Annotated in this window: 24 protein-coding genes; 12 read left to right on the top strand and 12 right to left on the bottom strand. The window is 46.4% G+C overall.

Annotated features, from left to right (window positions below; translation table 11 throughout):
* Positions 1 to 61 precede the first annotated feature (61 nt).
* From NIES2104_RS33120 to NIES2104_RS27225, 3 genes are read left to right on the top strand one after another with little or no spacing between them, the layout of a single operon-like run.
* The gene (locus NIES2104_RS33120) at positions 62 to 943 is read left to right on the top strand and encodes a transporter substrate-binding domain-containing protein (protein WP_082690093.1); all 882 of its coding nucleotides are present in this window, start codon (positions 62 to 64) and stop codon (positions 941 to 943) included.
* A 12-nt stretch (positions 944 to 955) separates the two neighbouring features.
* A complete protein-coding gene (locus NIES2104_RS33115) occupies positions 956 to 1,615 on the top strand; it encodes an amino acid ABC transporter permease (RefSeq protein ID WP_059001473.1) in 660 nt (219 codons plus the stop codon).
* Positions 1,608 to 2,342 carry an amino acid ABC transporter ATP-binding protein gene (locus NIES2104_RS27225; RefSeq protein WP_059001472.1) on the top strand — a complete coding sequence of 245 codons (735 nt, stop codon included), beginning with the start codon at positions 1,608 to 1,610 and terminating at the stop codon, positions 2,340 to 2,342. Before NIES2104_RS33115 ends, NIES2104_RS27225 begins: the two co-directional genes overlap by 8 nt.
* Here NIES2104_RS27225 and NIES2104_RS27220 read toward each other — a convergent pair.
* The gene (locus NIES2104_RS27220; RefSeq protein ID WP_059001471.1) at positions 2,325 to 3,560 is read right to left on the bottom strand and encodes an HD domain-containing protein; all 1,236 of its coding nucleotides are present in this window, start codon (positions 3,558 to 3,560) and stop codon (positions 2,325 to 2,327) included. The two genes, NIES2104_RS27225 and NIES2104_RS27220, sit on opposite strands and share 18 nt — an antisense overlap.
* The gene (gene ctpA, locus NIES2104_RS27215; protein WP_059001470.1) at positions 3,557 to 4,801 is read right to left on the bottom strand and encodes a carboxyl-terminal processing protease CtpA; all 1,245 of its coding nucleotides are present in this window, start codon (positions 4,799 to 4,801) and stop codon (positions 3,557 to 3,559) included. The genes NIES2104_RS27220 and ctpA overlap by 4 nt, the downstream gene beginning before the upstream one ends.
* Before the next feature lie 261 nt (positions 4,802 to 5,062).
* Here ctpA and petB point away from each other — a divergent pair, with 261 nt between their 5' ends.
* The 3 genes from petB to NIES2104_RS27200 all read left to right on the top strand — a co-directional run bounded on the left by petB (position 5,063) and on the right by NIES2104_RS27200 (position 6,930).
* Entirely contained in the window at positions 5,063 to 5,710 is a 648-nt protein-coding gene (gene petB / locus NIES2104_RS27210) for a cytochrome b6 (protein ID WP_059001469.1), read from the top strand.
* A gap of 91 nt (positions 5,711 to 5,801) precedes the next feature.
* Positions 5,802 to 6,284, top strand: coding sequence for a cytochrome b6-f complex subunit IV (gene petD, locus NIES2104_RS27205; protein ID WP_059001468.1), 483 nt, complete (start codon positions 5,802 to 5,804; stop codon positions 6,282 to 6,284).
* Between the two features lie 22 nt (positions 6,285 to 6,306).
* Positions 6,307 to 6,930: a Uma2 family endonuclease gene (locus NIES2104_RS27200; RefSeq protein ID WP_225895296.1), complete on the top strand. Its 624-nt coding sequence runs from the start codon at positions 6,307 to 6,309 to the stop codon at positions 6,928 to 6,930.
* Positions 6,931 to 6,953: 23 nt separating this feature from the next.
* On the opposite strand, the gene NIES2104_RS27195 is transcribed toward NIES2104_RS27200, so the two are convergent.
* Positions 6,954 to 9,377 carry a pre-peptidase C-terminal domain-containing protein gene (locus tag NIES2104_RS27195; protein ID WP_059001467.1) on the bottom strand — a complete coding sequence of 808 codons (2,424 nt, stop codon included), beginning with the start codon at positions 9,375 to 9,377 and terminating at the stop codon, positions 6,954 to 6,956.
* Positions 9,378 to 9,475: 98 nt separating this feature from the next.
* A complete protein-coding gene (locus tag NIES2104_RS27190; RefSeq protein WP_059001466.1) occupies positions 9,476 to 11,887 on the bottom strand; it encodes a filamentous hemagglutinin N-terminal domain-containing protein in 2,412 nt (803 codons plus the stop codon).
* Between the two features lie 117 nt (positions 11,888 to 12,004).
* Between NIES2104_RS27190 and NIES2104_RS27185 the strand changes: the two genes are divergently transcribed.
* On the top strand, positions 12,005 to 12,997 hold the full coding sequence (locus tag NIES2104_RS27185; RefSeq protein ID WP_059001465.1) for an ABC transporter permease: 993 nt from the start codon (positions 12,005 to 12,007) through the stop codon (positions 12,995 to 12,997).
* On the opposite strand, the gene NIES2104_RS27180 is transcribed toward NIES2104_RS27185, so the two are convergent.
* Complete coding sequence (locus NIES2104_RS27180; protein ID WP_059001464.1) at positions 12,994 to 14,088, bottom strand: inorganic phosphate transporter; 1,095 nt, start codon at positions 14,086 to 14,088, stop codon at positions 12,994 to 12,996. The two genes, NIES2104_RS27185 and NIES2104_RS27180, sit on opposite strands and share 4 nt — an antisense overlap.
* A 134-nt stretch (positions 14,089 to 14,222) precedes the next feature.
* On the opposite strand from NIES2104_RS27180, the gene NIES2104_RS27175 reads away from it, so the two are divergent.
* From NIES2104_RS27175 to arsC, 3 genes are read left to right on the top strand one after another with little or no spacing between them, the layout of a single operon-like run.
* Positions 14,223 to 14,537, top strand: a complete 315-nt coding sequence (locus tag NIES2104_RS27175; protein ID WP_059001463.1) for a helix-turn-helix transcriptional regulator — start codon at positions 14,223 to 14,225, stop codon at positions 14,535 to 14,537.
* A 59-nt stretch (positions 14,538 to 14,596) separates the two neighbouring features.
* The gene (locus tag NIES2104_RS27170) at positions 14,597 to 15,295 is read left to right on the top strand and encodes an MIP/aquaporin family protein (protein ID WP_059001462.1); all 699 of its coding nucleotides are present in this window, start codon (positions 14,597 to 14,599) and stop codon (positions 15,293 to 15,295) included.
* 8 nt (positions 15,296 to 15,303) lie between these two features.
* Entirely contained in the window at positions 15,304 to 15,681 is a 378-nt protein-coding gene (arsC, locus tag NIES2104_RS27165) for an arsenate reductase, glutathione/glutaredoxin type (protein WP_263971045.1), read from the top strand.
* Between the two features lie 250 nt (positions 15,682 to 15,931).
* Here the strand turns inward: arsC and NIES2104_RS27160 are convergent, their stop codons facing one another.
* The 5 genes from NIES2104_RS27160 to ldpA all read right to left on the bottom strand — a co-directional run bounded on the left by NIES2104_RS27160 (position 15,932) and on the right by ldpA (position 22,106).
* Positions 15,932 to 17,110 (bottom strand): methyltransferase domain-containing protein, encoded by a 1,179-nt coding sequence (locus NIES2104_RS27160; RefSeq protein ID WP_059001460.1) that lies wholly within the window; start codon positions 17,108 to 17,110, stop codon positions 15,932 to 15,934.
* Between the two features lie 18 nt (positions 17,111 to 17,128).
* Entirely contained in the window at positions 17,129 to 17,740 is a 612-nt protein-coding gene (locus NIES2104_RS27155) for a hypothetical protein (protein WP_059001459.1), read from the bottom strand.
* Positions 17,741 to 17,799: 59 nt separating this feature from the next.
* Positions 17,800 to 18,888, bottom strand: coding sequence for a 4-hydroxyphenylpyruvate dioxygenase (gene hppD, locus NIES2104_RS27150; protein WP_059001458.1), 1,089 nt, complete (start codon positions 18,886 to 18,888; stop codon positions 17,800 to 17,802).
* Between the two features lie 218 nt (positions 18,889 to 19,106).
* Positions 19,107 to 20,921, bottom strand: coding sequence for a R3H domain-containing nucleic acid-binding protein (locus tag NIES2104_RS27145; protein WP_339375236.1), 1,815 nt, complete (start codon positions 20,919 to 20,921; stop codon positions 19,107 to 19,109).
* Between the two features lie 81 nt (positions 20,922 to 21,002).
* Entirely contained in the window at positions 21,003 to 22,106 is a 1,104-nt protein-coding gene (gene ldpA, locus NIES2104_RS27140) for a circadian clock protein LdpA (protein ID WP_156427073.1), read from the bottom strand.
* 177 nt (positions 22,107 to 22,283) lie between these two features.
* Here ldpA and NIES2104_RS27135 point away from each other — a divergent pair, with 177 nt between their 5' ends.
* Positions 22,284 to 23,369, top strand: a complete 1,086-nt coding sequence (locus NIES2104_RS27135; protein WP_059001456.1) for a DUF4365 domain-containing protein — start codon at positions 22,284 to 22,286, stop codon at positions 23,367 to 23,369.
* Positions 23,370 to 23,394: 25 nt separating this feature from the next.
* A complete protein-coding gene (locus NIES2104_RS27130) occupies positions 23,395 to 23,751 on the top strand; it encodes a hypothetical protein (RefSeq protein ID WP_059001455.1) in 357 nt (118 codons plus the stop codon).
* 52 nt (positions 23,752 to 23,803) lie between these two features.
* On the opposite strand, the gene NIES2104_RS27125 is transcribed toward NIES2104_RS27130, so the two are convergent.
* Both NIES2104_RS27125 and moeB read right to left on the bottom strand, forming a co-directional pair.
* Positions 23,804 to 24,016: a hypothetical protein gene (locus NIES2104_RS27125; RefSeq protein WP_059001454.1), complete on the bottom strand. Its 213-nt coding sequence runs from the start codon at positions 24,014 to 24,016 to the stop codon at positions 23,804 to 23,806.
* 130 nt (positions 24,017 to 24,146) lie between these two features.
* A complete protein-coding gene (gene moeB / locus NIES2104_RS27120; RefSeq protein ID WP_059001453.1) occupies positions 24,147 to 25,325 on the bottom strand; it encodes a molybdopterin-synthase adenylyltransferase MoeB in 1,179 nt (392 codons plus the stop codon).
* Between the last annotated feature and the right edge of the window lie 41 nt (positions 25,326 to 25,366).

Here is a 25,366-nt window from a genome sequence, read left to right as displayed (position 1 = left end):
GTAGTTGTCAAACTTGAGTGCGCTATTCTAAATCTATTTTTATGTTCATGAGGATTTCGAGATGAAGCGAAGAAAAGTACTGTTAGGCGGATTGAGTTTCGCCTCGCTACTTACTACTGTGGCTTGTGGTGGCAGTCAATCGGGTAATAATCAAGCGGCTGGCGATAGTAAAACGCTAACGATGCTCACCTCACCAGACTATCCGCCGTATGGATTCTATGAGACCTCTGGTGGAGGGCGGAAGATTGTCGGATTTGACATTGATATCGCGAACTACGTTGCTAAAGAACTAGGCTATCAACTGCGAGTTCAAGAATCTGACTTTAACGGTTTGATCCCGGCACTTCAGGCGAATCGTGCGGATTTTGTCATGGCGGGAATGACTCCAACCGATGAGCGTAAGAAAAACGTCGATTTTTCTAATATCTACTTCCAAGCGCAAAATACAATCGTTGCACTCAAAGGCAGCAATCTAGTCAAGGCTGAAAATCTTGCCGGAAAGCGGGTCGGTGTTCAACTTGGCTCAATTCAGGAAGGCGATTTGAAAAAGATTGCAGAAAAAGTTCAAGGGATTCAAGTGAAGAATTTGAACCGAGTACCGGAACTGATTCAAGAGATCAAAGCAAGACGGATTGATGCTGCGATCGTAGAAGATACGGTCGTAAAAGGATTTACCCAAGCGAATCCCGATTTAGAATACAACGTGATCCCATCTGAAGGACCGTCGGGAAGTGCGATCGCATTTCCGAAAGGATCGCCGCGTGTGGCGGAATTCAATCAAGTTTTGGACAGAATGAAAGCAAATGGAGAACTCGATCGGTTAGCGAAACAATGGTTCGCCAAAGAGATTCCCGCTTCTCCAGCCGCTTCACCTTCTCCAACCTTGTCCCCAACGGCTTCACCTTCTCCAGGCGCATCTCCTTCGCCTTCTCCTACTAACTAATCTGCAAAAGATATGAATCTAGATTTTTCTCGTATCTTTCCAGATATACCTTTTATTCTGAGCGGCGTTCCACAAACTTTGTTATTCACGTTTGCTTCAGTATTCTTTGGATTGTTGCTAGGAACGGTTCTTTCTTTATTTAAGATCTCTGGAATCAAGCCGCTCGTCTGGTTCGCTTTAGCGTACACCTCAATTTTTCGAGGAACTCCCTTGCTGTTGCAATTATCGTTAGTATATTTTGCAACACCACAATTGACTGGATATGATATTTCTGCATTACAAGCAGGTGTATTCACGTTTAGTCTCAATTCCGCCGCGTATATGTCCGAAACGATTCGCGCTGGAATTCAAGCAGTCGATAAGGGACAAACTGAGGCAGCGATGTCTCTCGGTGTTCCTTATCCGTTGTTGATGTGGGATGTGGTACTGCCGCAAGCGTTGAAAAATATTTTGCCAGCGTTGGTGAATGAAACCATTTCGCTGTTAAAAGATTCATCGCTGGTATCAACGGTAGGTGTGGTGGAGATTCTTCGGAGTGCTCAGATTGTTGGCGCGAACAAATTCATTTATTTCGAGCCGCTGATTTTTGCTGGCTTCCTTTATTACGTCTTGGTAATGGCATTGACTTTACTCGCATCTATTCTTGAAAAGAGGTTAAGACGCAGTGACTGACGTTGTTGTAAGAACAGAATTTCTCTGCAAATCGTTTGGTAGTTTGAAGGTTTTAGATGATATTTCGACTGAGATTCATCGGGGTCAAGTGGTTGCGATTCTGGGTCCTTCGGGGTCTGGAAAATCGACGTTTTTGCGCTGTATGAATTTGCTAGAGCGCCCAACTCGTGGACGCATTTATTTTAATGATGTAGATATCACCACACCGAAAACCAACATTGCAAAAGTGCGTGAAAAGTTGGGTATGGTGTTTCAGCATTTCAATTTGTTTCCGCATATGACGACTTTGAAAAATGTTACGTATGCACCGATCAAATTGAAAGGAATGAGTCAGCATGATGCTGAAGCAAAGGGTAGAGAATTGCTCACAAAAGTCGGACTCGGTGAAAAGTGTGAGGTTTATCCTTCTCGATTGTCTGGGGGACAAAAACAACGAGTTGCGATCGCTCGCGCCCTCGCAATGGAACCCGAAGTGATCCTCTTCGATGAACCGACTTCCGCCCTCGACCCCGAAACGGTTAAGGAAGTGCTTGAAGTGATGAAAGCCTTGGCGAAAACCGGGATCACAATGGCGATCGTGACTCATGAGATGGGATTTGCTCGTGAAGTTGCCGATCGCATTCTTTTCCTAGATCAAGGCAAACTGGCAGAAGACGCATCCCCCAGTGAATTTTTCAAAAACCCAAAATGTTCTCGTGCTCAACAGTTTCTAGAAAAAATGCTGTAGTTTCGTCTTGATTTCACGCGGATAAATGAGCCAAACCCGCTGTACGGTCTGCGTTAATGTTTGCACCATTGCCGAAAGTTCTCCGATTTCTCGTAGTCCTAATGTGGTCTGAATATTAATACCGCGATCGTACAGCGTATAACCTCGACTCACCGCAATTCTCAATCCACAATAAATCTCTGGATCGAATCCGAGTTGCTTTGTCCAAATTTGAACTTTTTCAAGCAGTAAATCTCGATCGCTCTTATCGAGATGCGAAATGTCTAACGCTTTAAGCAAATCTCGATCGAGATAGCGTCTGGATAAATCTGCTAAAACTCGATTTTCATGATTCTGCCACTGCTGCAAATGATAGACGAACGTTCCATCATCTGTTGCCAAATACTGCTCTAAATCAATCTCATTCTTCAGCCAAGCTTTCACATTTTGATCCGCGTACAAATGCCCGATTTCCGATTGATATTTCGCTTGCTGAAATGCTTTTAACAATACCCACGTTGCCGCTACATTTTTACGGTGGTTATACACCTGAGAATACATAAAGAAACGCACAATCAAATAATGCTCGATCGCTGCCATTCCCTTTCGTGCCACTACTAACTGTTGAGTCACCGGATCGTATCGCATCGCCATCAGAATACGATCGAGATCAATTCGCCCGTACGATGCTCCAGTAAAGTAGCTATCTCGCATTAGATAATCAAGTCGATCGCAATCTAACTGACTTGAAACTAACTGTGAAATCAGCGGAATTCGATATTTCTTGAGAAAAACGGCTTCGAGTTGATCAATCAGATCCGGTGAATGTCGATCGAGCAATTCCCGCACCGATTTCGATTCTCGCAAAATCCGCCGCGTCCAAACCTCATGATCGCTCCCGAAAATCTCTTCAGCCGTATGACTAAACGCGCCATGTCCAATGTCATGCAGCAATGCCGCACACAGTAAAACGGTTCGATGCGGTAGAAGCTGCGGGTAATCTCTGGCAATGCGATCAAATGCCCGACGCGCTACCGCCATCACACCGAGCGAATGAGTAAACCTCGATCCTTCTGCTCCATGAAATGTCAGACTCGCAGGTCCTAATTGTCGAATCCGACGCAATCTCTGAAATGCAGGCGTATCAATCAACTGAATTAAAAGTGCTTCAGTTGGATCGCCAGAATTGAGCGCGATCGCTCCATGTAACGGATCGTGATAGACACGCTCAAAATTCACTTGGCTCCTGCAACAAGCGATTCCGCCGACAAGGTTTCGATCGCAGCTTGATACTGTTTATCTAATGGAGTTCCGATTTGCTCGATCGTCATCGGTTGATCGAGCGGCACAATGCGATCGGGCTGAATTCCCAATCGATTAATATCGGTGTGATTTGGCGTTTCATATTTCGCCACGGTCACCGCTAATCCTGCACCATCCGACAAATCAAACAGCGATTGAATCAACCCTTTTCCAAAAGTCTTTTCGCCTAAAATCGTCGCCCGTTCATTATCCTGAAGCGCTCCCGCTAGAATTTCGCTTGCACTCGCAGTTCCTTGATTTACTAGAACCACAAGCGGATCTTGCGTCAAAGCTTTTCCGGTCGCTTCAAAGCTACCGATCGTACCTTGCCGATTCACCGTATAAACAATTTCGCCTTCATCAATCCACAACCGCGCAATCTCGATTCCAGCATTCAGCAGACCACCCGGATTGTTTCGCAAATCGAGAATATATTGATCGACTCCATCGCGTTCAAATTTCGCGATCGCATGAGCCACTTCCATCGTCGCGTTTGCATTAAACTGACTCAATCTCAGATAGCCAACTTTCGAGCCATCCGATTGAGGGCGCAATTCTGCCAGTACCGGATTCACTTCAATGCGATCGCGCACCAGATCAAAATCCCGCTCAAATCCTTCTTCACGAGCAACCGTCAGCGTCACATGACTGCCTACCACTCCGCGCATTCTATCCGCCGCTTCATCTAGGCTCAGTCCTTCAGTACTGACCTCATCGATTTTGAGAATCAGATCGCCTGCGAGAATGCCAGATTTTGCTGCTGGAGAACCGACAATCGGCGAAATCACCTTCAACCGCTTCGTCTCAACATCTAGCGCAATCTGCAACCCCACTCCGGTCAATTCACCCGATGTACTCGTTTGCAAACTTTTATATTGATCTGGCTTCAACAATCTGGTAAACGGGTCATCGAGTACCGCCAACATTTGCGCGATCGCGCCGTAGGTCGCTTCTCGATTCGGTAACGATTGCTTCAAATACTTCTCACGAAGCGCCCACCAATTTCTGTGATTAAACGTCGGATCGACATACGCCCGATCAATAATCCGCCAAACCTCATTAATTAATTTCTGCTCTTCGGTGAGCGCTTTAGCGGGAGCTGCCATAAGTAACAGTGCAGCCGCGATCGATAACCCAATCACCGTCAATGAGCGAAGCCAAATAAGTCGTTTTCCCATAGCGATCGATATTAACGCCAAATCGGGCAATTTGATGCAGCAAATCCCAGTATGCTTACTTTGCCAGAGAAGCTCGATTCTGACAAAAGTTTAGAGAAATAAAATTATTCTTAACAAAGACTTTAGTTTATAGTCGGAGCCGAAAACCCGCGAAAAATCGGCAAAAACCCTGATAAATTGGCTCTTCTCAAGCGAAAATCCGCCAGTCGGATATGTTACATTTTTTATGAACAGCAATCATTTTTTAGGAACGCTTGCTTTATGGCAAATGTGTATGACTGGTTCGATGAGCGCCTGGAGATCGGAGCGCTTGCCGAAGACGTAACCAGCAAGTACGTGCCTCCCCACGTCAACATCTTTTACTGCTTGGGTGGCATTACGCTGACTTGCTTCCTCATCCAGTTCGCGACTGGATTTGCAATGACTTTTTACTACAAGCCAACCGTTGCCGAAGCATTCTCCTCGGTTCAGTACATCATGAACGATGTGAACTTTGGCTGGCTGATTCGCTCCATCCACCGCTGGTCTGCCAGCATGATGGTGCTCATGATGATTCTGCACGTGTTCCGCGTATACCTCACGGGTGGCTTCAAAAAGCCGCGTGAGTTGACCTGGGTAACGGGTGTTGTCCTCGCAGTGATCACCGTTTCTTTCGGTGTGACGGGCTACTCGCTGCCTTGGGACCAAGTGGGCTACTGGGCGGTGAAAATCGTATCCGGTGTGCCTGAAGCGATTCCAGTTGTAGGAACGCTGATTGCAGACTTGCTGCGGGGTGGTGCAAGCGTCGGTCAATCGACCTTGACCCGCTACTACAGCGCACACACTTTCGTTTTGCCCTGGTTGATCGCCGTCTTTATGCTGGCGCACTTCCTGATGATTCGGAAGCAAGGTATTTCTGGTCCCTTGTAAGGATGTCTGGATTTTAGATTTCAAGTAAGATAAAACTAAAATCCGATTCCTTTTTTTGCTGATCCCTAGAACTAAGGAGAGCCTCCATTAAATGGCAACCGTTAAGAAGCCGGATCTCAGCGATCCTCAATTGCGTGCAAAGTTGGCGAAAGGCATGGGTCACAATTATTATGGTGAACCCGCTTGGCCCAACGACTTGCTTTATATCTTCCCGGTCGTGATTTTAGGCACGATCGCGCTTTGTGTCGGTTTGGCAGTGCTTGATCCTGCAATGAATGGTGAGCCTGCAAACCCGTTCGCAACCCCGCTGGAAATTCTGCCTGAGTGGTATCTGTACCCCGTATTCAACATTCTCCGCCTCGTGCCGAACAAGCTCTTAGGTGTGGTGTTGATGGGTTCAGTTCCGCTGGGCTTGATTGCGGTTCCGTTCATCGAGAACGTGAACAAGTTCCAAAATCCGTTCCGTCGTCCTGTTGCAATGGCAGTGTTCCTGTTCGGAACCTTCATTACGATGTGGCTCGGAATTGGTGCAATCTTCCCGGTGAGCCAAGGTTTGACCCTCGGCTTGTTCTAAGATTGACCTGAATCAAAATTTGATGCCTGCTAGGTGGCTTGAGGAAATTCGAGCGATCGAGCAGGCATTCTCTTTCGGAGTATTTTTGATGTCTCCAAAGCTTTTCACACCTGAAGAATACTTAGATTTGGAAGCAGATGCGGAATTCAGAAGTCATTATGATGCTGGAATTATTACGCCTAAGTCAGGTGGAACTGTCAACCATAATCTTATTTGTGGGAATTGCTGTTGTCTTTTGAATCTGGCACTGAGAGGACAAGCTTACAAAGTTTTTGCGATCGACATCAAAGTCTGGATTCCAAAGTTTAGAAAATTCCGATATCCAAATTTGATCGTGATTTCTAGTGAACCAGAGTTCTACAAGCACTACAAAACCGCAATTACAAATCCACTCGTCATCATAGAAGTTTTATCAGACTCGACATTCGATCGAGAAAACAAATTCAAGCTCTACCAATCGATTCCAACCTTTCAGGAATATCTCTTAATTGATCAGAACCAGATTGCGATCGATCATTTCTACAAAACCCAACCGAAACAGTGGCAGATCGATCAATTTGATGAGCAAGACACAGAAATAAAGCTGCGATCGATCAATGTGACTTTAGCGATCGCAGACCTCTACAATCAGGTGCAACTTAGCTAATTAAAGGAAGCAAACCTGTCTCACTAATCGTCGAGATTTGACAAGGTATTCCCTGGATCGCCCAACGCTCGAATCGTAAAGGGTGAATCGCTCGAATCCCAAACATAAAGATTACTCACACTCAGAATCCAAATCCGATAGTCTGTTCCATCGATCAAGTTTGTTGGAATGTTCCACAAATACCTACCATCGCTTTCGGTTAAAGCGGCGATCGTCATTTGAAACTGATTGCCTTTGTAGAGTTCGATCATCACATCTTCAGGAATGTCATCGCTCCAAGTAATTTCTCGAATCGTTCCCAGGTGAAACAGTCCGCCTTGGTTTGGTGATGTCACATGAATTGAGCCAGGGCTAGTGATTGCAAACGAATTACTGAACGTAAATATGTTGCTGTCTAGAACACTGCTGATGCGGATCTGATAATCGCTTGCGATCGCGAAAGATGAAGTCGGCATCCAACTCAAGAGTCCATCGCTTGGAGTTGCATCTGCGATCGTGCTTTGAAACACGTCACCTTTAAACAACTCAACTCTGATATTTTCATCGAGCGCGTCAGTCCAGGTAATGTCAGCCAGGATGCCTTGACGTAGCGACTCTTGAACGCGGACAGAAAGGTGCGATCGCAAGTCTGCCTCAAGGAAGTCTCCGCCGAATATGTGCGAATTAATGCGCTCTTCGAGCCATCCTACTTCAGTACCAAGCCCTCCCCGATCAGTGATCATGCCATTCGATTTGAGCAGGATTGCCGTCTCTGAATCGTAGTAGTGATGAATCACGACGCGATCTAAATCTGCGATCGATGCCTCTCTCCGACTTCTCGTGATCAAATAACGACCGTTTGCACCGATCTCATTCAAGCTGGTTCTGGGGTCAAACCATTCTTCAACAATGAATGTGCCCGTGTAGGTAGTAATTGTGCCGCTGTAATAGTCTGCGGTTGTATCTTGACCGTTGTAGTAATAAGTGAAATCGTACTGCGAGATCGAGTACGGAAACGCCATGAGCGTTAAGTAGTAATAAGCTGGAGTCTGCGAGGTTTGAGAGACGCGAAGATAATAAGTTCCTGCGTCTAGCTGTTGGTTGATCGTGGGTTGAGGAGTCGGTGTGGACAAAGCGACAACCGTTCCATTGACATCCAAAAGCTGTACTGTTGCATCACTCATCAATCGGGTCAGCGTGATTGAAAGCGATGACGGATTTTCGAGCCTAAACTGATAAACGTCTTGATCATCATCGAAACTGAGTTGTTCACTAAATGTTGCGGTTGTGTTCAGCGTTCCGATGTTAAAGGCGGTTGGTCGAGTATTTCCAACACCATCGATCGCGGGTGGTTGGTCACTCCGACGAGTTGTGGCTACAATTCGCCAGTTTGGGTCTGGAACTGAGGCGAGAGTCACCGCAGATTCGACTACAGTGCCTTCAGTCAACCAGATGACATTTCCACCTGTCACCGTGTTGCGCCAAAGAAGATCCGGAAAACTATCGAGGTCGAAGTCTTCAATCCCAGCGATCTCCCAAGTGCGATCGGGAAGTTGTGGTAAGAAAGCGGAAGTGACAACCACAGCGCGATTCATCAACCAGAGTAAGTTTTCGCCAGAACGGGTGTTGCGCCAGACAATATCAGCGCTACCGTTACGATCGAAATCTTTTGCGCCTGCAATTTGCCAGTTGACATCGGAAACTTGGGGCAGAAACTTACCAGATATAACTCGCCCATCTGACATTAGCCAGAGCACATTTTCGCCGCTCTGAGTATTGCGCCAAAGCACATCCGCAGAGCCATCCGCGTCAAAATCGGCAAGTCCGGTCATCTTCCAAGTGCGATCGGGGACTTGAGGCAAGAAACGTATGCCTTTCACCGTCGAGGTTGTGTCATCCATCAGCCAAATTAGATTTTCGCCGCTCTGACTGTGTCGCCACAGATAATCGCTAGATCGATCTTGGTTGAAATCGACGCTGCCAGCAATTTGCCAGTTTGGATCAGCGACTTGAGGCAACGAAGAGGCAGACACTGGCGTTGTTCCTGCCATTTCCCAGGTCACATTGCTCCCGGTTTGGGAATGTTGCCACACAATGTTTGTGGTGGCGTAGCTGAGCGCAGTTGCACTCAGACGATAATCAGTGCTTGCACTATCATTGGTGCTGACCCGAATAAAGTAGGTTCCTGGTAGGAGGATGGAATTAACAATTTCTGAGATTGCGTTCCCGTTCGTTGATCGGGCTAGGATTTCGTTGGCATCAATGCTGTAATTGTTGTTGCGCTCCTGAATCAATTCGATGTTAGCGTTGCTGCTTAATCCAGTCAGTGAAAGTTGAATATAATTTGTGGCACTGGTTTGCAATTGATACAGATCAAATGGGTCAACTAAACTAACAGTTCCAGTGAAAACTTGAGGAGTTGCGCTGGGGGTGATTGAGCGGACAGACTCGGTTGGGTTGAAGTTCACGGTGGTTTTTCTTCAAGAAGTTATATGAAGAATTCCCGTTTCGCTTATCGTTCTGTTTGACTTCAAAACAAATTTACCGTTTCTCAACAGTCGATCGCTCAAGATTGATCAGAAACTGCACAAGGTGCGATCGCAGGTTGAGACGGTTGACCCGCTGATAGCACAATTTTCCCAGTTGTATCGCGATACCAAGTCGTTGCTTCAATGATTGGAGATTGAGCCGCGATCGCAGGTGCTGTCTTGTTCTGAACCGCCAAATCGCGCAAATCCGCCCAAACAGAATACGACTCAATTTGTTCTAGAGGATTCGCAGGTAGTCCACCCCGCCCTGTGATCACAAATCGGCTCTCTCCATTTGTTGCACAGCCATTTGCAAGGTGCTGATTTGGATTAATCACACTGTTGGGAAGCTGAATCAAACCAGAGTTGGGATTGATATCTGGTGTACTGATTTGTACAGTTCCAGCCACGCCAAACTGTGAACTTGCAGTAATATCACTTTCTGGAGTCAATTGATTGCGATAGTTCAATCCCAGAATTGCCTGAGTTGTGATGTTAATGCTACCGCCACGACCGTCGATCGCATTTGCAATAATATCGCTGTTCTCTAGTCCCACAATCACAGGAACATTTAATCGAATATTGCCGCCATCCCCGCGACCCAAGGCAGTTGCTGTAATGCCGCTTCCCTGTCTCAACTTTAACACCTGAGCTTCAACTGCAATATTGCCACCGTTACCTTGCGCGGTGAGAGCCGATAATCCTCCACCTTGTTCGAGTAGAATCTTTCCTGCATTAATCGTTAGTGTTCCAGCGTCGCCGATTCCAGCATTAAAAACTGTAATTGCACCGTTATTGGCTACTCTCAGTACTGGCGTGTTGACGATAACACTTCCTGCATTGCCTTGAGGGATTGTCGGGAGTCCGAAGAGACGCTGAAGGCTTGGAAGCGCAACATCAACTGAAGATGCGATCGCGCTTCGATACAGTCCAGTAATGCCACCTTCGATGTCGATCAATTCAGTCGCATTCACGATCGCATTTCCGGCGGAACCCACTCCAATACTTGAAGAAGCGATGGTTCCACTGTCGCGCAGTGTCAGCCGTCGAGTATTGAGAACTAAATCACCAGCATCGCCGCCTAATCCGATCGTGCTCACTGCAATTGAACTTGGAACAAATGCGGCAGTAACTCCCCGGACTTCAACCGTGTCAGCGTTGATGGTTAGAGTTCCGCTCCTGCCGACTCCTAGAGTGGTACTTCCCAGATATGCCCCATCCCGCACTGAAAGCTGTTGGGCTGAGACGCTAACTGCTCCAGCATTACCCGTGAAGAAAGAAAACGATCCCATAATGCTGAACAAATCGGGCGCGATCGCTGAATAGCCCACAATTTCTAGCTGTCCAGCATTGATATTGAGGTTGCCGCCGGTCGTTACGCCATAGTTTCGCGCAAAGATTGCACTGCCAGATTGTACGGTCAGTTGTGGAGCCGCGATGTAAATGTTGCCGTTTGCCCCAGAGCCAAGGGTTTCGTTGACGATCGCGCTGCGGATGGTAAAAGTCGGATTTGTGCCGCTCAGGGTGAGGGATTGCGAAGCGGTGACACGGATATCACCCGCAGTTTGAGAGCCGCGATTTTGCACCCAGAGCACAGAACCATCGCTTAGATTGATGTGCCGTCCAGCGACTTGAATTGAGCCTGCATTGATGCCATTGACATCGATTAGCGATCGACCTGTTAGCGTGACATCCCCGAAGCTAGAAACGCGATCGTAGTTCAATCCACCTGGAGTCAGTCCAACGAAGCCTTGCTGTACTCCTCCTACTTCGATGTGTCCTTCGGGTGCGGTGAGAATTGCATTGTTTAAGCTGACAGAATGACCGATGAGCGTTATCGATCGTGCAGCAAGTCCGTCGTGCGGTTGAGTGGGAAGATAAGGCGCAAAGACTGGATTTTGGCTAGTTAAGCGGTGTCCAGTTCCCTGAACTGTAATTGAGCTTGAGGATTGTCCGAACTGTAACCCGACTGGCGCACTCATGGTTAATAGTGGCGATTGATCTGCATTGAACTGAGTACCGTCTTCAAAGTGAATCGTGTTTGCGGTTGTGCCGATGAAAGAACCACTCACATTAAGCTGAGCATTGGAGCCGAACAAAATTCCATTCGGATTTAGCAGGAAGAGATTGACAGACTGAGACTGATTCACCGTTTGAATCAAACCGTCGATGTTAGAAATATTGCTGCCTGTGACGCGATTAAAGATAGTTTTAATATTGGGGGTATTGATTAGATCGAACGTTGCTGATCCGCCTGTTGGAACTGAAAACTCTTGGAAGCTATGGAATAAATTCGAGCTTGCGGCGGTTCCGTTTGTGATGGTGAAGTTGCGCCCGTCAGAACTGTTTACCGTTGTATTGAGAGAGCGATCGGGAACGATCGGTTGAGCTTGAACGGCTGAGCAGTAAAGCAAAATTGTGATAAGCGGCACACCTACGATCGATTTCATATTCGTTTTTCAATAGAGAATATTGTTAATGTGCCCCCTCAGAAAGCTGCACTTAATTATTTCTATCCCAAATAAAAATTAATCTGATAGAGTGAGCAAAAACGCTCTTAGAATCCTATGGACGCGGCTCAATTCATTCCGATTTTTGCAACGGCGATCGCGACTTCTACCCCGCTTGTATTCGCCACTTTGGGAGAAACGATCACCGAACGCGCAGGCGTGATCAATCTCTCAGCGGAAGGCACGATTTTGATGGGAGCGATGACGGGATTCGCGATCGCGAAAACGCTCGAAGCGACTGGAACCGTTCCGAGTTTGGTGTTGGGATTTGCTGGAGCGGGATTAGTCGGAGCTGCGATTGCTTTGATCGTGGCGTTCGGAGCGTTGACGCTGAAACAGTCTCAGGTCGCGATCGGGTTTGTGTTGGCATTGTTGGGGGCGAGTTTGTCGTCGTTTCTCGGAAATGCGTTTGTGAGAATTCCGGGTCCGACGGTTCCGAGCTTTAGAATTCCGCTACTGCAAGACATTCCGGTGATTGGGCGATTGTTTTTTCAAAGTGATTGGCTCGTGTATTTGAGTTATTTCGCGATCGCGTTTGTCTGGATTTATTTCTACCGGACTCGTGCAGGATTGATGTTAAGAGCGATCGGAGAACAACCGAATGCCGCCTTTGCGAGAGGAACGAATGTTGTCTTGATGCGATACCTCTATACGCTGATTGGAGGCGCGATGATGGGAATTGCGGGTGCAGCATTTTCGCTGAACTTTAAAGCAGGCTGGAGTCAGTTACACACAGCGGGATATGGATGGATTGCATTAGCGATCGTCATTTTCGGCGGTTGGAATCCATTGAGGGTTGCGATTAGCTGCTATCTATTTGGAATTCTGCAATCTCTAGCGGGGGTCGCTCAAAGTACAATTCCTGATGTTCCGACTCAAGTGTTTACTGTCGCTCCGTTTCTATTGATGATTTTGTTGTTAGTGTTGACTTCGAGCGATTGGTTAGAGCGGGTATTAAAACTGTTACCTTCCCCGATCGACGGTGCGGCTTCTGAGATGATTCGCAGTACACCGCCCGCCGCGTTAGGAAAAGTATTCGAGCAAGATTAGCGATGCAGCATCCAGTAGAACAAAGCGCTGAGTAAAGCTGCGATCGGTAACGTTAACACCCAAGACAATAGAATTTGAAGGAACACTCGACCGTTTGCCTGTCGAGAGACTAATCCAACTCCAAAAATTGAGCCAACTGAAACATGTGTTGTCGAAACAGGCAAACCAAATCGACTTGCAGCAATCACTAGAATTCCGGTAATTAAGTTTGCGCTAAAGCCTTGTCCAGCGTTCATCGCAGTGATGCGTTTACTCATCGTTTCTGCGACTTTCCGAGCATTGAGCAATCCACCGATCGCCATGAGGATTGCGATCGCGATTGCGCCCCCTTGCATCGAAATCGCTTGAATTCCAATTAACAACGGCACAATTTTTGGCGTATCATTCAAGCCTCTCGCAAAGCTAACGACTCCAGCACTGAGAAAGTGAGCCGCATCAATCAAGCGCTGGTTCTGAACGCCCCAAACTCGACCCTGATACCGTTGATTACAGCTTTCAACGCTTCCTGTCGCAAGCTCTGGAGCACTGACCCTCATATCTGTAGCTGCAAACTGCATTACAGGTTCTCCAACACAAACGCAATTCTCTTTTTCAATCCCAAGCCGAACTCGAAGAAAATGCGCTGTACTGTAAACAATTACCGCTAATGGAATCGCTAAAATTGGACTTAGCAGCAACGGTAAGATGAATGATTTTTGCAACGCTGTAAAATTGACCTGAGTCCCGATCGCAACCAGTCCTGCACCAACGAGCGAACCCGTGAGCGCGTGAGTGGTTGAAATCGGAAAGCCTAATTGCGTTGCCAAAATCACGGTGATTCCGGTTGCAAGCGCGATCGCTAAATGAAAATCTGTACCATTCGCGATCGCATCTGGAACTAATCCTTTACCTGAGAAGCTTTTGACTAATGCCGACGCGAGAAATATCGAACAGACAGAGCCTGCAAAAGTTGTAATCGTTGCCCAAGCGATCGCGGTTTTATAGCGAGTTGTTTGACTGCCGAATAAGGTGGCAACGCCTTTGAAATTATCATTCGCTCCATTCGAGAAAGCTAGAAATAGCGTTGCGAGAAAAAGGAGAGCAATGTACACGAGAGTTTCTCCCTGATTGGATTGGTAAAATCATCAAGGATGAAAAGTGTTGATAACCAATCGCTAACCTTTTCTTAACCTTCCAATCGCAAGAAAAACAGTTCTAAAATAAGCTAATTGTTCAATAAAAGTTGATGAATGAAACTAAGAAAAATTTAATCGAGCTAGGATTTCACGCGCTGTCTGATCCTCTACGGCTCAAAGTAATCGACTTGTTGAGGAAACAGGAACTCTGCGTGTGTGAAATTTGTGATGTACTTGGAGTGACACAATCTAAGCTTTCTTTTCATCTCAAAACGTTGAAGGAGGCGGAACTGATTCGCGGTCGTCAAGAAGGACGCTGGATTTATTACAGTCTTAACCTGTCTCAGTTTGTCAAATTAGAGCAGTACCTTGCTGAATTCCGACGGTTTAGCGAGATTCAGCCTGCTCGATCGTGCTGCGATTAACTTGACATATCAATTTTTCTTGAAATATTCTGATTTATATTCCATCAACTTTTCCTGAAATGAGCGCAAGCCTACCACTCCGAAAACGAGTTTTTCTACCTCGCGAGGTCTTGGCTGAGGGGATTGGAACATTCATGCTCGTCTTTGCGGGGACAGGTGCAGTGATGGTCGATCGCATTAGCGATGGTGCGATTACTCACTTGGGAATTAGCATTGTGTTTGGCGCGATCGTGACTGCACTCATCTACGCATTCGGACACATTAGCGGCGCACATTTCAATCCGGCTGTGACTTTGGCGTTTTGGATGAGCGGCGTTTTTCCGAAAAAGCGAGTTCTTAGCTATGTATTAGCGCAGTTAATCGGTGGGACAGTTGCATCGATTTTGTTATTACTCAGTCTTGGATCAGTTGCTAATTTGGGCGCAACTTTGCCGTTGAACAATAATTGGGTGCAATCGTTCGTGTTAGAAACTATTCTGACGTTCATTTTGATGATTGTTATTTTTGGAACGGGACTCGATCGCAGATGTCCAAACGGATTTGCGGGAATTGCGATCGGTTTAACGGTCGGACTAGAAGCGGCTTGTATGGGCAAGATTACAGGCGCGAGTATGAATCCGGCTCGATCGTTTGCACCTGCATTGATCAGCGGAATGTGGCAGCATCACTGGATTTATTGGATAGCACCGATTTTAGGTGCTCAGATTGCGGTGCTTGTATATCGTCAGTTGTCGAATAACTTTAAGGATTGTGTATGAAACGGGTGATGTTTGTTTGCAAAAAGAATTCGGCGCGATCGCAAATGGCAGAAGGATTTGCGAAGAAGTTTGGAGCCGGAAAGATTGAGGTGACAAGTTCGGGATTAGAAGCGAGTCAAGTCAATCCAGTTGCGATCGCAGTGATGTCAGAAGTTGGAATTGATATCACCGATCAGACCTCGATCGCATTGAGCGAATTCAAACCTGAAGATTTTGATGTGGTCATTTCGCTTTGTGGCTGTGGTGTGAATTTGCCGACTGAATGGGTTTTGCGCGAAGTGTTTGAAGATTGGCAACTCGATGATCCGGCAGAACAACCGGAGATTTTTCCACGGGTGCGCGATGAAGTGAAAGAGCGCGTGATCAAGCTTGTGGAGAAGTTGTAATAAGGCTGGAATGTGCTTTACAAAGTGATTTGCTTCGTTGCTCACCCGCCCCGGAATGGAATTCGGGGCTAATCAAACGAAGTCCACTGAAGGGGACTAAAAGCCAAGATCAATCTCTTCAGTCCGTTTCAACGGACTTCGCACTGTTAGCCCCGAATTCCATTCCGGGGCGGACGTGAACGAAGTGAGGGATGTTAAAACACGCCGTAGCGTCAATAATTCACGTTAACGCTAACATTTGCTTCATTCACTAACAGCAGCTTTGAGAACTACTACAACAATCATCGCTATCAGTTGTCATCCGATAGTTCGCACCTTTCGTTTGACGGGGATCGCGAATCGTATCACCGACACAAGGAAAAGCCGTTGCAGATTCGTAAGGCACTTCTTCATAAGGCTCGATCGCAATAATTTCCGAGTGATAAGCCCCGTTTGGATGGGTATAAATCTGAAAGGTTTTATCACAGACTGCCATGCGTTCACCACGATACAAGGTATGTCCATCGTCATCTTGTACCGACTTCCAAGGACCTCGATAAATTACTGCTTGATTGCGTTCTAAACATTCGCCTTGTTTACCTTTGAACGCTTGAACAGTCAGCGATCGAAATTCCACACCATCAACCACTTGCCACGGTTCTGTCTGCCGCGCCAAGATTTCAATTCCATAAAATCCAGCTTGCTCGAACATTTCTAGAAACTCATTTTCGAGAAATGCTCCTGCAATACAACCGCTCCAAAGTTCAGGATCGTTCAGAATCTTTTCGGTTGGTGGTTCATCACAGACAATATCAGAGATCACGGCTCTTCCACCGCGTTTGAGTACACGAAAGATTTCTTGAAATAATTGTTTTTTATCTTGAGGACGAACAAGATTCAGTACACAATTGGAAATCACAACATCAACGCTATCAGAAGCGATTAACGGTTGAGATTGACGTAAGCGATCGCATTCTGCTTCAAACGCTGCAACTTGCTCTACAGAATGAATTGGATGTTGTTCGAGCCATTGCTGTACTGAATCTAGATTTAAGGCGAGATCCTGAATTTTACCTTTCACAAAGCTGACATTTTCATAGCCAAGCTTCTCACTCATCGGCAGCAAATACTTCCGCGATAAACCGAGCATTTCATCGTTCATATCAACACCGATGATTTTCCCAGTTGCGCCGACTTTTTGCGCCAGAATGTAGCAATTTTTTCCGGCTCCAGAACCGAGATCAACCACAGTTTCACCTGGATTCACATAGCGCGTTGGATCACCACATCCATAGTCTTTCTCGATGATTTCCTGCGGCAAAATCTCTAAGTAGCGTGAATCATAGCCATCGGTCGGACAGCAGAGAGAAGCTTGTGGCTGACGTGCGCCCGCTTCGTAGCGTTCTCTTACGGCTTGCTCGATATCGTAGGGAAGTGTTGTATCTGTCATGTTGGTTAATCCTATCGATCATTTCACTGCAAAAGATTGATCGCTAATCGATCGCTCCTCTACATTCATTTTTACAGTCCAGGTGCCAGGTTGAGACTGTGGTGTCAGTGGTGCACTGCAAGCCACAACCCAAGGCGATCGACTAATCGGCTCGGTTTGATAACGGCTTTGATGCACAATCTGCCCCGTTGCATCTGTCCATCGGCAACTGACAATAACTTGAGTGTTAATCGGAGCATTCTTCAAGGTCACACGGTAAAAGACTTGCTGATCTTTTGTACGATCGAACTGTTTTACAGGCTTTGCAGAACTCTCTAAAGTCACAATGTCTTGAAGTGCGGCAATTCGAGCGATTCGATTCTGTTGCTTCTGATAAACGACTGCGATCGTAGTGGTTAATCCTGCAATCATGATCGCGATCGTCGAAAGCACTATCTTTTGACGCTGGCGTTTTTGCAGCAACAATCGGCGTTCGTGCACTTGAGCGATCGCGGCTTCTAATAATTCATTCGGCAAATCTAACTGCTGGAGAATTTGCTTGATTTGATAATCATTGAATTCTGCATCGTCTTGTAGGCGATCGATTTCTGCGACGATTCGATCGAGTTGATCTTGCGTCAGGTTGGACATACGAGAAACAGGGAGAGATAACTTCTTAATACCATGAGAGTCGCGATTGAATTATGGTCTTAAAGATTTCCTCGTAAAGCTTGTTCGCGCTCGATCGCTTCAAACAACGATTTGAAATTTCCTTCTCCAAAGCCTTGTGAGCCATGCCGCTCAATGATTTCAAAAAATAGCGTTGGGCGATCCTGCACCGGACGAGTGAAAATTTGTAAAAGGTAGCCTTCACGATCGCGATCGACTAAAATCCCTAGTTCCGCCAATTGCTCGATCGATTGATCAATCTTACCGATTCGCGCTTCTAAATCGGTGTAATACGATCGCGGCACATTCAGAAATTCGATGCCTAAACTCTTTAATTTAGTCACAGTATCGATAATGTCATAAGTCAAATATGCAACATGCTGCACACCCGCGCCCCGATTGTACTCTAGAAATTCTTGAATCTGAGATTTCCCTTTCCCGATCGCTGGTTCGTTAATCGGAAGTTTAATCGCTCCGGTTGTACTCTGCATCACCGATGATGTTAGAGCAGAATACTCAGTAGCAATCACGCTATCATCAAATTTTGCTAATAAATCGAGTTCCAATACGTTCTCAAAAAACTTCACCCAGTGATCCATTTGTCCTTGCTCAACATTCCCCACAACGTGATCAATTTTGATTAATCCAGCATCGGTGTGAGGTTGAGTGATGCGAGAAACATATCCCGGAGCAAAAACGCCATGATAGCGATCGCGTTCTACAAATTTAATTAAAGTATTTCCATAGCCGTAGATCGTTGCATATCGATATGTTCCATTTTCATCGCTTTCTTCGGTGGGCGGAACGGCAGACAAAGCGCCTCGCGAAGTACTGACTGCAAAAGCTCGATCGACGTTCATCACCGTTAGCGCAATAATCGCCACATGATCACCGTGTTTTGCTGTTTTTAATGCGATCTGATGATTTGGATCAAGTGCAGAACTGAGAACCAGCCGAATCTCACCCTGTTGCAGCACATAAGAAGCAATCTCACGCGATCCGGTATCAAGTCCTTGATATGCGATCGACTGAAAACCAAAAGCGCGATCGTAAAACATCGCTGCCTGTTTCGCATTGCCGACGTACAGTTCTAAATGATCAAACGATTGAATCGAAACAGCGTCACTCATGCAAAGCGTTACTATCAATAAAATTCAGCTCATGAACTAGAGAAATTCATAGCACTTCAGCGCGATCAACCCCATTTTTTTACTCAGAAATATAGAATTGCAATCGCTTTACTAGGCTATTCCTAAACTTAGAACAATAAATATACCTTCCGAAAGATTGCAAGTTTCTCGTACTAACATAGCCAAAAACCCCCGAATTGCTCCAGGGGTTTTCAACTCTATGCGGGGTAGATCCGTAGGCGGCGATTCGGCTCCTCACCGAAACTGCGCGACTTCAAACGGTAATGTTCTACAAGTTCATGCTGCATCTTGCGGACGGTTGCCGATCGAGGAAGCAATTCAACAGGCTGACCCTTCGGAATTACGATCTGTTCAACCGCAAGACGAGCTTCTTCGAGTGCTTCAATCTCGTCCTCGTTGTCTCCCCGCACAATCAGACTTAATTCTGCTTCGCCAGGTGTACCAGGCTCGTCCATGTTTAACAAGCGTCGAAGCGCGATCGCAATCTGAGGAACGCTATTCGCCTTCACGGTATGAATCGGAATCTGACGGGTTTTCGCCAAATGACGCAATTTGGCGTGATTCTTGACGTGCGATCGTAAAGCCAACACCGCATCGGCTCCATCCATATCCTTAGTCAACATCACAGGCAAATTCAGCGTTTGAATCACCTGATCGAGTTGCTGCCGACTCACTCCATACGGATAAACGTGCAGCGGCAATTCTTCGCCGTTTGGACCTGGAAACGATTCAGCTTCGACCTGATCAAAACTACGACCAAGCGACTCATCCAGCATTCGCTCAAAGGATTGCTGCTCAGGAGTCAACGTGCGGACATTGCTCTGACCCGCAACCGCTTTCATTCGACCCGACGATCGCCATCCACGCGGCTGATTCGAGAAATAATTCCCGATTTCAGGAACTGCCTGAGGACGGCTCCGAGGTTCAGGCGCTTGAGGCGTTTCATGCGTGACCGTGACATTGCCTTCTTCGTCAGTCGTGCGGGTTTGCGGATTCGGTTGTCTGCCGCGTAAGAGAATGTCGATCGTATCCGACACTTCTTCATGTACGACCCATTTTTGCCGCTCCATCATTTCTACGGCAATATCGAACGTCGGCGGCGCTTTGCGTTCTAGCACACTCTTCTGAGTTCCCCGTCTCCGGGCTTCTTCGTCTCCAAGCGTGACCGATTGAATACCACCCACCAAATCCGAAAGCGTCGGGTTTTTGATTAAGTTCTCCAACTTGTTCCCGTGAGCCGTTCCAACGAGTTGCACACCGCGTTCCGCGATCGTTCTTGCTGCGAGTGCTTCCAACTCAGTCCCAATCTCATCAATCACAATCACTTCGGGCATGTGATTCTCGACCGCTTCAATCATCACTTGGTGCTGAAGTTCAGGAAGAGCGACCTGCATTCGACGAGCGCGACCGATCGCGGGATGCGGCACATCTCCATCGCCTGCAATCTCATTAGACGTGTCGATAATTACAACCCGCTTATCGAGTTCATCCGCCAACACCCGCGCAATTTCTCGAAGTGCAGTCGTTTTACCGACACCCGGACGACCCAACATGAGAATTGATCGACCACTTTCGACCAAATCGCGAATCATCCCGATCGTGCCAAAAATCGCCCGTCCTACACGGCAAGTCAAGCCAATCACTTCACCCCGACGATTCCGAATTGCGCTAATTCGGTGCAGCGTTTTCTCAATTCCTGCCCGATTATCGCCGCCAAAATCTCCAACTTTTCTCGTACTTTCTGCCAAATCTTCTTTCGTAATCGGTGTCTCTGACAGGTATTCAGCTTGACCAGGGAAACGCGCTTCGGGGAATCGTCCCAAGTCCATCACGACTTCGACTAAGCGATCGAGTTGGGGATGTTGCAGCAAGCGATCGCGTAAATCAGTCGGAAGAATCTCTAAAAGTTTCGTTAAATCGTCAGTGGTTTGCATCCGGTTTTCATCTGTAGCGGTCTGTGAAATGTCAGCGGTCTGACGCAAATCGGAATAAGCGGGACTGTGTTCTGCCATGTGTTCTGTGTCTGGGAGAAAAAGACAGAGAGGGCTGTCTTGTGATTAGGTTAGGGGATCTTGATTTCTCTCTGGTGTATGCTAAATCACTTGTAGAAAACGTTCTGGTGATTTAATTTGACCGACTAGGGGTGCAGCCAGTTCAACGGCTTGCCAGAGCAGATCAGGAACAGTTTCGATTGTGCGCGGGGTAACGGTCGATCGACAGTTCAAGGGCATCATCTCCATCGCTTCTAACTGATTGAGAACAGGTAACAGTAGACTCCGAGCGTAACTACCGTAAGCAATTCCAGAAACCCATCTCGAAACGGATGTTCTCCTTCTATTGTGCAACATTCCCAGTGCTTCTAACTTCGGTACAGTATGGCGGTTTGTCCCCCCTGCGAGTTGAATATAACCGGGTATTTCTGTCGCGAGAACTTTTTCACCCAATTTCACGCAAGCGCGAGTGGCTCCGTCTCCAATGTCCCCGCTCATCGGTCTACCATCAGTCTGCCAAATCAATTCACACGGCAACGGCTGCATCAATTCATACAGCGACCAAAGATAGTCAATTAGATCGTCTCCATCCGGGCAGCTAATCGCTACGAGTTTCAATCGATCGACCCAAGGCGCGATCGCGTTCCACAATCGCCTAAAGTCCTCGGTTCGTCCAACTTGGGTATGAATTTCGATCGCGTCAATTCCCGCTTGCAGCAACATCGGTGAAATCACTTCTGGCGCATACACATAAGAACGAGTTGCAATCTGTTCGATCGGGCAAATCGGCACACAGCGACCACAGCCATAACAGCGATCGTCAATCACCCCAGTTCGATTAATCGCTTCTGCTGGACACACTGCTTCACAGGGTCTTGAGCAATTCGGGGGACAAATGGCGGGGTCAAATTCAGCTTTGCGAAAGTGTGGGTCTTCACCGTCGTTGAGGCTGACCATGAGCCACGGAAGCGAAGGATTGTAACCGCGATCGTGCGCTTCATCCGATAACTGATTCGCGATCGCTAACGCTTCTCGTGCGGTGGATACGATCGCGGGATCGGCAGCGACATCAATACAATCCGCCCCAGCAAGCGCATACACCAAAGCGAGGGTGCGAATCGCGGGGAGATGTTGGAAACTGGCTCCGCAGATGAGTTTGAACCAGTGTCCTTGTTGTAGCGATCGTCGGGGCGAATAAAAATCCATCACTCTTCTATGCTAATGCGGCAAGAGCGATTTTTGGCAATTAATTTTCGGCATCCGCGACTTTAATAGTTAGCAATCAAATCTGTACATTTTCCTAATATTAGACTTTTGGCTGTTTTGAGAGCGGTATAAATTGATGAGAAGTGACACATCATCTTGCTGAGCGTCAATTAGATTGTGACTACCAAAAGAAAGAAGAGTAAAGGAACAGCCGCAGTTGGGGTCAATTACGTTCGTCAAATTGTAGAAGGAGACAACTCAATTTTCCAAACTGTGAATGAAGACAACGATATAGGAAATGATGCTTACATTGAATTTGTTGTAGACGAAGAAGCTACCGGATGTTTTGTATGGGTTCAAATTAAGTCTGGTATCTCTTACAAGCGGAAAAATCATTACGCAATCTCAGCGGACAAAGATCATTTTGAGTATTGGAATAGTCATATTGTGCCAGTTATTGGTATCGTTTATGATCCAGAAATTCAATCTGCATTCTGGATCAATATCAGTGAATATATTAAGGAGAATTCATCTGCTGTCAAAGACAATTCGCATACTTTGTGTATTTCACCACTAAATGAGCTTAACGCTAAAACCTTTTCGACCTTTAAGAAACTATTTCTTGAGAAACACACATCGTATAAAGGGCTAGAGAACTTTGGTCGCGCTCTTGAATATTTTGCAATGGTAGATCAAGCAGATAAATGTTTTGATGGTTTGTTAACACTCTTCGTCAGTTATAGAAATAAAAGAGCATCCTGGTTCTATATGATTAACTCATTCTCAAGCATTGAGGATAGAAAATCACTCTTTCAGCTAGTCTCATATTTGTCACTTCTATCAGGGCACATGGATATTTTTTGGCATCCTAAAAATTTTATAGATGCTGAAGTCATAGAATATGCAAAGGTGCACTTAGCGAAAGATTTCAACATTTTAGAAGTTGTTAAACTTCTTTCTATAGTAGATGACTGGGGGTTCTCAAGAGGTTCTATTGGGTATGCTACATTTACAATCATTAGTTTAATTAACAATAAGACAAGCTTGTTAGAGAAAATTGCTTTTGATAACTCACTTTCTGATTTAATGCGGAGCAATGCTCTATTTTTACTAATACACTTCGAGCAATTTGATTCAACTAAGAAGTGTATTAATCTTATTAATAGATATCTCAAGAAGTACTCTGATACAGAATATGAAGAAGTAATCTCAAGTATGAAAGAAATCATAGAGATAGAAGGCTTTTTGGGCTATATCGGTTAGTTTAAGGAGAGTTGGATTTCAATTTATGGATGGATTGTTTGAGATTTTAGGCAAAATCAAAGCGCAACCGGGAATGTATCTCGGTAGTCCTTCGGTTGAAAATCTTTTTATGTTTCTGGTCGGCTACAAAACGGCACGACGAGAGCTTGGAATTGAGCCAACTGAGGAAGAACTCAAGTTCTACGGAGCCTTTCAGCCCTGGTTACAGGAAAAATTCAAGATTAGAACCAATAACTCATGGGCAGCATTGATTCAATTTCACTCAGTTAATCAGAAGGAGGCATTCGATCATTTTTTCAGTTTGTTAGAAGAGTTTTGTCAATCGCACCAACAGCAAGGCTCAGATTCGCTCAAAGAATTAGAGACACTTAAGCCGAAATAAAAACTCTCAAACTCGATCAATTCAGAAATGCAAACTCGATAACTTATACCCGTTACGAGTCATTCTCTTGCTGCTGGCGAATTTGCTGCATGACATCGGCAACCGTTACATCTTTAAGCCATTGATCACGATCGCGTGTGTAGTCCCCGCTCCCCCCATCAAACTGCTGCAAAAACCGCACCATACCAACGTATCCCAGAGCGTCTTTCAGTGCTTCAAGCCCTTTTTGCCGAATCTGTAGCGGGGTTAACTCATTCGTCTGCATCAGTCGTCACCTCTAAAAGCTACTGCAACGGATTTAATTACGATCGCAATTCACTCCGCAACCACACTTCACACGATCGCAGTTCATCAATTGAAGGCGACAGTTAAATTCGACTGTCGCCTAACGGGTTTTAGTACTCCGGTACAGAAGGATCGACTTCGCGGCTCCAAGCCGTGATGCCGCCTTTGACGTTAATGCCATCGATTCCGGCGGATTTGAGAATCCCGATCGCTTTTGCCGATCGACCGCCCATTTTGCAATGAGCAATCAGCTTGTGACCGTTGACCAGTTCTTTCACTTTCTCAACGCCGCTACCGTTCTCAATGTCCGGTAATGGAATCAAGACAGAGCCAGGAATTTGAGCGATGTCGTATTCGTTTGGATTGCGGACATCGAGCAAAACGTATTCTTTCCCGATCGCGCCACTGTCGATCAGTGCTTTGAGTTCTTGAACTGTCATTTCCTGCATATTGGCTTTTTCCTGTTCTTCAGCCGCTTTTGCTTGCGGAATTCCACAAAATTCTTCGTAGTCCACTAACTTCTCAATCACAGGACGCACCGGATTCGGGCGCAATTTTAGCTCCCGGAATTTCATCTCTAGTGCGTTGTACAGCAACAATCGTCCGCTGAGTGTGTTGCCTTGTCCGAGAATAATCTTCACCGCTTCAGTCGCCTGAATCGTTCCGATAATTCCGCACAGTACACCTAACACGCCGCCCTCAGCACAGGACGGCACTAATCCAGGTGGCGGGGGTTCTGGATACAAATCGCGATAGTTCGGACCACCCTCATAGTTGAAGACGGTTGCCTGTCCTTCAAAGCGGAAAATTGAGCCGTACACATTCGGCTTATTGAGCAACACGCAGACATCATTCACTAGATAGCGCGTTGGGAAATTGTCGGTTCCGTCGATGACCAAATCATACGGTTCAGCAATTTGTAAGGCATTCTCAGAACTCAATCGCGTTTCGTAGAGATCTACTTGACACGTCGGATTGATTTCTAGAATCCGCTGCTTTGCCGATTCGATCTTAGGCTTACCGACCCAAGAAGTTCCGTGAATGATTTGGCGGTGCAGGTTAGAACTATCGACCACATCAAAATCGACAATTCCAATCCGTCCAATCCCTGCTGCCGCTAAGTAGAGCAACAAAGGCGATCCCAATCCGCCCGTTCCTACACAAAGAACGCTTGCGGCTTTGAGTTTTTTCTGTCCATCAAGACCGACTTCCGGCAGAATAATATGCCTGGAATATCGGGCGTAGTCATCGTTTGTTAACTGGATCTCGTCCAGGTTTGGGTTTAGCATGGTGCGTCGTTGAACAAGTTGACAAAATCAATTCGATCGCT

Source organism: Leptolyngbya sp. NIES-2104 (genome assembly GCF_001485215.1).
GTDB lineage: Bacteria > Cyanobacteriota > Cyanobacteriia > Leptolyngbyales > Leptolyngbyaceae > Leptolyngbya.
Note: the sequence above shows the minus strand (reverse complement) of the source record. Positions and strands in the feature narration are given on the sequence as shown.